This window comes from Micropruina sp. (genome assembly GCF_027492755.1).
Taxonomy (GTDB): Bacteria; Actinomycetota; Actinomycetes; order Propionibacteriales; family Propionibacteriaceae; genus Micropruina.
This window is the reverse complement of record NZ_JAPUED010000120.1, coordinates 2,559-11,805: the sequence shown is the minus strand read 5'-3', so window position 1 is coordinate 11,805 and position 9,247 is coordinate 2,559. Positions and strand designations below refer to the sequence as shown.

Genomic DNA, 9,247 nt, shown 5'->3' with positions numbered 1-9,247 from the left:
TGTACAAGCACACCCAGCTGCAGGACACCTTCGGCTGCAACATGCTGGCCCTGGTCGACGACGTTCCCCGAACCCTGCGGCTCGACCAGTTCCTGTCGCACTGGATCAAGCACCAGTTGCAGGTCATTCAGCGCCGGACGGCGTTCCGGCTGGCCGAGGCCGAGAAGATGGCGCACATCTACCGCGGCCTGGTGAAGGCGCTGGACGCCCTCGACGAGGTGATCGCGCTGATCCGAGCCAGCTCGGACGCCGAAACCGCGCGCATCGGGCTGATGGAGCTGCTCGAGATCGACGAGGCGCAGGCTAACGCGATCCTGGAGATGCAGCTGCGCCGGCTGGCTGCCTTGGAGCGGCAGAAGATCATCGACCGGCTGGCCGAGCTGGAGCGGTTGATCGCCGATCTGCAGGACATCCTGGACCGGCCCGAGCGGCAGCGACGGATCATCGGCGAGGAGCTCGCAGAGATCGTCGAGAAGTACGGCACCGACCGACGCACCCGGATCATCTCGGCCGACGGCGACCTGTCGAACGAAGACCTGATCCCCGACGAAGACATGATCGTCACGATCACCCACGGCGGCTACGCCAAGCGCACCCGGACCGATGCCTACCGTGCCCAGAAGCGCGGTGGCAAGGGGGTTCGCGGTGCCACGCTGCGTGCCGACGACGAGGTGGAGCACCTGTTCGCCACCACGGCCCACCACTGGATCCTGTTCTTCACCAACCTGGGCCGGGTTTACCGGGCCAAGGTGTGGCAGCTGCCGGAGGCCGGTCGTGACGCCAAGGGCGGCCACGTCGCCGGCCTGCTGTCGTTCCTGCCCGAGGAGCGGATCGCCCAGGTGCTGACGTTGCGCGGCTACACCGACGCGCCGTACCTGCTGCTGGCCACCCGCCGCGGATTGGTGAAGAAGACCTCGCTGAACGCCTACGACTCACCCCGGCAGGCGGGCGTGATCGCGATCAACTTCCGCGACGACGATGACGAGCTGATCGGCGCCGAGCTGTGCTCGTGGGCCGACGACGTGCTGCTGATCTCACGCAAGGGCCAGGCGATCCGGTTCGCGGCCAGCGACGAGCAGCTGCGGCCGATGGGACGCGCGACGTCCGGGGTGACCGGCATGAAGTTCCGCGGCGACGATGCGTTGCTGTCGATGGCGGTGATCGACGCCGACATGCCCGAGGACGACCGGTTCGTGTTCACCGTCACCGACGGTGGTTTCGCGAAGCGGACGGCGGTCTCGGAATACCGGCAGCAGGGTCGTGGCGGTCTGGGTATCAAGGCGATGAAACTGAACGACGACCGGGGTTCGCTGGTCGGCGGGCTGGTGGTCCAGGAGAACGACGAGATCATGGCGATCAAGACGTCCGGGCAGATCATCCGTTCCTCGGTGAGCGAGGTGCCCCCGAAGGGCCGCGACACGATGGGTGTGAAGTTCGTCCATGTGCAGGGCGACGACTCAGTGTCGGTGATCGCGTTGTACCCGGAGAGCGGCGCTGAGGTGGAAAACGGCGCCGATGGGGAAGAATCGACCCAAGGGGCGGTGTCGGATACCGTGCCTCCGTCGGATACCGTTGGGCCGGACGCCGTTGATTCCGACGGTGGCGACCCGCAGCATCCCGTCGACTGACGAGGGTCGAGGAGGACTATGAGCGACCAGCAGGGCAAGTCCGGCACGTCTGTGGCCGGGAATGTCTGGAACCCGGGGACGACGGGCGAACACCGCGACGCCGGTGACTCCGAGTCCACCCGGGTGCAGCCGGCGATCGGTGGGCAGGCGGCGCCCGCTCAGGCCGCGCGTCCGTCGGTGGTGAGCGCCGGGCCGCGTTCGGTATCGCGACGCACCCGCAAGGCGCGGCTCCGGCTGTCCCGGATCGATCCGTGGTCGGTGATGAAGACGTCGTTCCTGTTCTCCATCGCCTTCGGGATCATGTTCTGGTTCGCCACCTACGTGGTGTGGTCGGTGATCGGGGCGTCCGGCTTGTTCGACGCGGTGAACACGATTCTGCAAAGCGTGCTGTCCAACCCGAACGACCAGACCCAGGTCCGGATCGAGGACTTCGTCAACACCAATAAGGTGCTCGGCGTCGCGGCATTGATCGCGGTGATCAACGTGGTGCTGCTGACCGCGATCGGCACGCTGACGGCGTTCCTGTACAACCTGTCGGCGAACATTCTCGGTGGTCTCGAACTCACCCTTGCCGAGGACTGACCCTCATCTGCCATTAGCATGTCCGGGTCCCCCAATCCTTACCGGAGGCACCTGGCATGACTGATCCCAACCGTCCCAACGATCCCGGACAGCCCGAACAGAACCCGCAGTTTCCGTCGGCAGGTAGCCCCTACGCACCGCCCGGAGGGCAGCCCGGCTACGGACAACCCGCCTACGGCCAGCCGAGCTATCAGCAGCCTGGCTACGGCCAGCCCGGCTACGGCCAGCCCGGCCAACAGCCGCCGCAGGGCGGTTTCGGTCAGCAGCCCGCAGCCGGTTTCGGCCAGCCGGTCGGCTCTCAGCCGGGCTACCAGGCCCCGGGAGCGCCCGGTGGCCCCGGAGCCCCGGCCCCGGGTTGGGGAACTCCTCCGCCTCCGCCCGGGCAACCGGCCAAGGGTGGCAACAAGATGCCGCTGATCATCGGCGGCGCGGTGCTCGTCATCATCGCGTTGGTGTTCGGCCTGATGCAGCTGGGCCGGAACAACCAGGGCACCACCGGAACGCCGAGCACTTCCGCCTCGCCGCAGACCAGCCAGGGCACCGGCGTGGGGACCGGTTCGGCGACGGAAACCGTCCAGAAGTACTTCGATGCGCTGGCCGCGTCCGATCCCGACACGATCTTCGGCCTGGTCCGCGGTGATCTGCCGGATCGCACCTTCCTGACCAAGGAAGTGATGACCGCCGCCGTGCAGGCGAACCCGATCAGCGACCTGAAGCTGACCGAGCTGGAGTCGTCCAAGTACAGCGCGCAGATTCAGGCCGACTACACCATCAACGATCGCCCCAAGACCGAGAAGTTCACCCTGATCAGCAGCGACGGCCGTTGGTTCATGAGCCGGATCGCGGCCCGGTTGTCGATGAGTCCGTTCAGCCCGGCTGATACCGGACTGACCGTGAACGGCATCGCGGTCGGCGATGTGGACGCCATCGAGGTTTTCCCCGGTGGCTACACGCTGGCCAGCACGGGCGACACCTACACGTTCAGCAAGACCAAGGTGGTCGTCGAGGGACTCATCGCCTCCACCAACGTGTACAGCATCCGCGTGCAGCTCTCCGACAGTGCGCTGAAGTCGTTCCGCTCAGCCACCAAGGACCTGGTCAACTCGTGCAAGAAGCCGGGTTCGCTGAAGAATGCGCGGTGCAGCATCAACTTCCGGCAGCCGTCCGGCACGAAGATCAAGGCCAGCACGATCGCCTGCACGCCGTCCCGGGTGAACTCGATCGACCGGATGAAGCCGACCCTGGACGCCACCGACATGACGGTTCGCGGTTCGCTCAGTGTCAGCTTCACCTGCACGATGAAGGGCACCAACGGACGCAGCTTCCGCGGCTACGAGAGCCTGGTGGCGGTCTACGGGCAGAAGACCGAGTCGGGCTGGAAGGTCAGCGCCGAACGTCCGTGACTGCGACGCCGGCCCGGACCGTTCCACGTGAAGCGGTCCGGGCCGACCCACGGGTGGACACGATTTGAGCGGGCGGCACCGGAGTCGGTAGTGTTGTCACTCGGTGTTCCCGCCCACGCGGGCCTATAGCTCAGACGGTTAGAGCGCCGCCCTGATAAGGCGGAGGTCACTGGTTCAAGTCCAGTTAGGCCCACCCCAGATCTGCAACCAGATCAATGCCTCGGCTGCATGCCACTCCCACACCGACTGAGTGACTCCTTGGCGAGCGACTGCCGCCCTGCAAAGCGCCATTGGCACGTCAACCGGTCAGTCAGCGTCGGCTGATCTACGAGCGAAGCCCGGTTGCGAGGCGTAGCGTGCAAGAAGGGGTTCCGTCCGAACCGAAACCGGCTGAGAGGAACAGCGATGAACCGCTCGATCGTGATCAATCGTGAGTTCGGCAGTGGCGGCCGCGAGATCGGGCGGCTGATCAGCGAACGCACCGGCATGGAGTTGTACGACACCCGGGTGTTGCAGGAGGCCGCGAGCAAGCGTGGCCTGGCCGCCGATCTGCTGGCCACCTTCGACGAACGCGTGGTGACCGGCACCTACTTCGACATGTCCGTCATCGCCGGATTCGACGCCGAAACTTACTCGCTGCCCTACCGCATGTACGGCGCGATCGCCGAGGTGATCACTGAGGCGGCGCGGGTCGCGCCGGCGGTGTTCATCGGTCGCTGCGCCGATTCGGTGCTGCGCAGCGCCAAGCAACCCTGCCTGAGCACCTTCGTCTACAGCACCGACACGGCCGCCAAGGTCGCTCGTGCGGTCGAGGTGGACGGCGTGCCGGCGAAGGACGCCGAGAGGTACATCGCGAAGATGGACAAGATCCGCAGTCGGTATCAGCAGTTCTTCACCAACACCCGGTTCGGTGATCCCCGGCGCTACGACCTGTGTCTCAACAGCGCACGACTCGGCTACGAGATGTGTGCCGAACTCATCGTCACCGCGGCGCAGGAGCGCCAGGCGCGCCCGGACGGCCCGGGGGCCGCCGGGAGCCCGACAGAGCCCACCTCTGCCGAGTAGCCGGGCTCGGACGATGCCGTCCGCGTAGTAGTCCGAGTAAGAATGTAGGTAAGGCTTGCCTTACTATCAGCGCATGAGCACCCCCTCGCAACGGCGCATTGTCGTGACCGGTGCGGCCGGCGGTATCGGTCGCGCGGTCGCGTGGCAGCTGGCCGGGCAGGGAGTCGCGCTGAGTCTGTTGGACCGTGATGCGGACGGCCTGGCGGTCACCGCCGACGGGGTGGCGTCCGCGGGTGGACCGGCTCCGCTGCTCCTGGCCGGCGACATCGCCGACCGGGCCTCCGTTGCCGATGCCCTGAGCGCCGCCGCTGCCGAGGGACCGCTGGACGGCCTGGTCAGCACCGCGGGCCTGCTCGAACCGGCGGGTCTCACCGACACTTCCGAGGCTGCCTGGCAGCGGCATCTCGCGGTCAACGCCACCGGCGTCTTCCACCTGTTGCAGGAGGGTGCGCCCCGGCTGCGCGACGGCGCCGCGATAGTGGTGGTCAGCTCGAACGCCGCCCGGGTGCCGCGGCTGAACATGCTGGCCTATGCGGCGTCCAAGGCGGCCGCCTCGGCGCTGACCCGCTGCGCCGGCCTGGAATTGGCGGCCCGCGGCATTCGCTGCAATGTGGTCGAGCCCGGTTCGACCGACACCCCGATGCTGCGGGAACTGTGGGCCGATCCCGAGACCGGTCCGGCCCGCACCATCGGCGGCGATCCGGAGGCGTTCCGCGTCGGCATTCCGCTGGGCCGGATCGGGGCCCCCGACGATGTCGCCGGGGTGGTCTGCTTCCTGCTCTCGGACGCCGCCCGGCAGGTCACCCTGCAACAGGTCTTCGTGGACGGCGGCGCTTCGCTGTGACCGAACTCGTCGAATGCGGGCAGCTGCCCGCGGTGCAACTGCCTTCCCCCTTGTTCATGGGGGACGCGATGAACGCCGGCACGGTGCTGGACACGTCGCAGGGCAGCGGCCCGGACTGGGCCGACCGGGTGGTGGCGTCCCTGGCGCCGGGCGAGCGAGCGCTCGTGGTGCTGCCCTTCCGTCCGGACGCGCCCGGCATCGCGCATCGGGTGGCACTCACTGCCGCGCCAGCGTCCGCCCTGGTGGCATCGCGATTGCCGGCTGCGCGGCACCAGGTCACCGAGCGGCCGAGCGGCGCCGGCTACGCCGATCGGGTGCGGACCGCCCTGGGCTGGATCGAGGCCGGACGCCTGGAGAAGGTGGTGCTCGGACGCAACCTCGAGGTGCGCAGCGATCCGCCGCTGGCCGCCGATGCCATCGTTGCCCGGCTGCTCACCGAGCGTCCCGGCCGCTACGTCTTCCGGGTGCCACTGACGGCCGAATCGGACGGCCCGGTGCTGCTCGGCGCCAGTCCCGAGTTGCTGGTCAGTCGCCGCGGACGCGTCGTCCGCAGCCTGCCGCTGGCCGGATCGGTGCCCCGGGCGTCCGACGTCGCTGAGGACGCGCATCGCGTCCGCACCCTGCTCGGCTCGGCCAAGGACCGGCACGAACACGCGTTCGTCGTCGACGCCATCGTCGAGGCGCTCACCGGGGTGTGTGGCGGGGTGGTCGCCGACGAGCCACGGATCGTCTCCACCGACACCCTGCACCACCTCGGCACCAGGATCGGCGGCACTCTCGCGGCGGGAACGGCCGCGCCCAGCGCCCTGCACCTGGCCCAACTGCTGCACCCGACGCCGGCCATCGGCGGGGCGCCGACCCAGGCCGCACTACGGGCGATCGATGAACTCGAAGAGGACCGCGGGCCGCTCACCGGAGTCGTCGGTTGGGTGGACGGCAGCGGCGACGGTGAGTTCGCCATCGCCATCCGCGCCGGCGTCCTGGACGGCGACCGGCTGCGGCTGTACGCCGGGGCGGGCATCGTCGCCGGTTCCGACCCCGACGCCGAAGTCCGCGAGACCGGCGCCAAGTTGACCACGATGCTGAAGGCGGTGGGATTGTGAGCCGATCACCGGTGGCCCCGGTTCGGAGCTGGCCCGAGGACGTCCGTGCCCGGTACCGCGCGGCTGGCTATTGGACGGACGAAACCTTCGCCGCCTTCATCGAAGACCGCACCAGCCGATTCGCAGGCAACCTGGCTGTCGCCGGACAGGACGCCGCCGGCACCCCGCAGCGCTGGAGCTACGCCGAACTCGGCGAGCGGGCCCGCGCGGCGGCTGTTCGGCTGCGCGGCGCCGGGGTGGAGCCCGGTGACCGGGTGGTGGTCGCGCTGCCGAACATCACCGAATACCTCGAGGTGGTGCTCGGCCTGTTCCGGCTCGGTGCGCTGCCGGTGTTCGCGCTGCCCACCCATCGTGAGCTGGAACTCACCCAGTTCTGTGTGCTGGCCGATGCGGCCGCGCTGGTGGTCGCGGTGGGGGCCGACCGGGTCGATCATCGTGCGGTGTATGACACGGTGTCGGCGCAGGTCGCCGACCGTGGCGTGGAGCCGCCGGTGTTGATCGACGTGGGGACGTGGGCGTCCGAGGCTGCGGATACTGCGGAGGGAGATCCCGGCGTTCGCCGGGATGACGAGAAGGGCCGGGGCGACGAAGCGGTCCTGGGTGTCGAAGTAGTTCCGCTGCCGGATATAAGCGCGGAAGAGACCGCCTTTCTGCAGCTGTCCGGGGGTACCACCGGGGTGGCGAAGCTGATCCCGCGGACGGCCGCCGACTACCTGTACTCGGTGCGGGCAAGCGCCGAGATCTGCGGACTGGACGCTTCGACGCGGGGGCTGATCGTGTTGCCGGCTGCGCACAACTTCCCGATGAGCTCACCCGGAATCCTCGGCGTGCTGCACACCGGCGGCGCCGTCGTGCTGGCCCGTGACCCCAGCCCGCGGACGGCGTTCCGGCTGATCGCCGAGCACGGGGTGACCGATGTCGCCCTGGTGCCGCCGTTGGCGCAGGCCTGGATCTCGGCGGCGCAGCGCCGGCGTCCGGATCTCTCCACGTTGCGCACCGTGCAGGTGGGGGGCGCCCGGCTTGCCGATTCGGTGGCGCCGGCCGTCCGGGAGGTGCTGGGTGCCCGGCTGCAGCAGGTGTTCGGCATGGCCGAGGGCCTGGTCAACTACACCCGGGCCGATGACCCCGACGAGCTGGTGTTCACCACCCAGGGCAGGCCGATCAGCCCCGACGACGAGATACGCATCGTCGATGCCGCCGACCGTGACGTGCCCGAGGGTGCCGAGGGCAGTCTGCTCACCCGCGGCCCGTACACGATCCGCGGCTACTACGGCTCGCCGCAGGCCGACGCCGACTCGTTCACCGCCGACGGCTACTACCGCACCGGCGACCTGGTCCGCCGGCTGCCCAGTGGCCACCTGATCGTCACCGGACGGGACTCCGACTTGATCAACCGAGGCGGCGAGAAGGTCTCCACCGAAGAGCTGGAGGGCTTCGCGCTCACCCATCCCGCGGTGCTGGACGCAGTCGCGGTCGGCGTCCCGGACGCCTACCTGGGCGAGCGGGTCGTGCTGGTCGCCCGCACCGAGCCGGACGCCGAGCGACCCGATCTGGTCGGCCATCTGAGGGCCGCCGGGCTGGCCACCTACAAGGTGCCCGACGAAATCGTCTTCCTCGACGAACTGCCGGCCACCCACGTCGGCAAGAACAGCCGCCGAGAACTGCGCCGGCTGCTCGCCACCACCCTCGCCCCCCAGGCCGTGCCACAACCGGCCGCACCATCGAAGGAGCACCGATGACCCTGCCCGTCGGCATCGACTACGAGGCCCCGCTGCACGACCTGCCGGTGAGCCGCGCCACCTGGGAGCTGGACGCCGGCCGCGCCGCCGTCCTGGTGCACGATCTGCAAAGCTATTTCGTCACCCCGTTCACCGCCGGCTGCCCAGCCCTGGCCGGTGCGCTGGCCGCCACCGAACAGATCGTCCGAGCCGCCCGCGCCGCGGGCGTGCCGGTGTTCTACACCGCGCAGCAGGGCGACCAGGACCCGGCCGACCGCGGCCTGCAGGGCGACCTGTGGGGTCCCGGAATGAGCACCGACCCGGCGCACACCGCCATCGTGGCCCAGGTGGCGCCGTCCGGAACCGACGCGATCGTCGAGAAGCACCGCTACAGCGCGTTCGCCCACACCGACCTGGCCGACCGGCTGGCCGCCGCCGGGCGCGACCAGCTGATCATCACCGGCGTGTATGCCCATATCGGCGTCACCGCCACCGCCCTGGACGGCTTCCAGCGCGAGATCCACCCCTTCGTGGTCGCCGACGCGGTGGCCGACCTGGGGGCCGAGCAGCACCGCCGCGCGCTGGAACTGATCGCGTCCTGCTGCGGTGTGGTGATCCTGGCCGACGACGTGCTCGGCGCGCTGCGATCCGAGGACGAGTCGTCCGAGGCGGGGGGCTGGGACGAGCGGATCCAGAGCGCCCTGTCGGGTTTGCTGGCGCCGGACGCGCTGACCGTCTTCTTCGCAGACCCGGACTCCGACCTGTTCGAGCTCGGCCTGGATTCGCTGCGCGCCTTCGACTTCCTGGACGCGCTGGCCGACGACGGGCTCGACCTGGACTTCGGCGAGTTCACCCGCAGCCCCACCCTGAACTGGCTACGCCGGCAGGCTGGTTCCGTTGCCGC

The 9,247-nt window shown here is 69.1% G+C and carries 8 protein-coding genes and 1 tRNA gene; all 9 read left to right on the top strand.

Annotated elements, in window-relative coordinates:
* The coding region (locus Q0066_RS08615) for a DNA gyrase C-terminal beta-propeller domain-containing protein (RefSeq protein ID WP_298132014.1) at nucleotides 1-1,628 on the top strand (1,628 nt) is incomplete at its 5' end.
* Nucleotides 1,629-1,646: 18 nt separating this feature from the next.
* Nucleotides 1,647-2,210: a DUF3566 domain-containing protein gene (locus tag Q0066_RS08610; protein WP_298132012.1), complete on the top strand. Its 564-nt coding sequence runs from the start codon at nucleotides 1,647-1,649 to the stop codon at nucleotides 2,208-2,210.
* 56 nt (nucleotides 2,211-2,266) lie between these two features.
* Nucleotides 2,267-3,613, top strand: a complete 1,347-nt coding sequence (locus Q0066_RS08605) for a hypothetical protein (protein WP_298132010.1) — start codon at nucleotides 2,267-2,269, stop codon at nucleotides 3,611-3,613.
* Nucleotides 3,614-3,732: 119 nt separating this feature from the next.
* Nucleotides 3,733-3,806, top strand: a tRNA-Ile gene (locus Q0066_RS08600).
* Between the two features lie 212 nt (nucleotides 3,807-4,018).
* A complete protein-coding gene (locus Q0066_RS08595; protein ID WP_298132008.1) occupies nucleotides 4,019-4,678 on the top strand; it encodes a cytidylate kinase-like family protein in 660 nt (219 codons plus the stop codon).
* A gap of 73 nt (nucleotides 4,679-4,751) precedes the next feature.
* Entirely contained in the window at nucleotides 4,752-5,522 is a 771-nt protein-coding gene (locus tag Q0066_RS08590) for an SDR family oxidoreductase (protein ID WP_298132006.1), read from the top strand.
* Nucleotides 5,519-6,625, top strand: coding sequence for an isochorismate synthase (locus Q0066_RS08585; protein WP_298132005.1), 1,107 nt, complete (start codon nucleotides 5,519-5,521; stop codon nucleotides 6,623-6,625). The genes Q0066_RS08590 and Q0066_RS08585 overlap by 4 nt, the downstream gene beginning before the upstream one ends.
* 11 nt (nucleotides 6,626-6,636) lie before the next feature.
* Entirely contained in the window at nucleotides 6,637-8,364 is a 1,728-nt protein-coding gene (locus tag Q0066_RS08580) for an AMP-binding protein (protein WP_298132003.1), read from the top strand.
* The coding region (locus Q0066_RS08575) for an isochorismatase family protein (protein WP_298132002.1) at nucleotides 8,361-9,247 on the top strand (887 nt) is incomplete at its 3' end. The genes Q0066_RS08580 and Q0066_RS08575, both read left to right, overlap by 4 nt.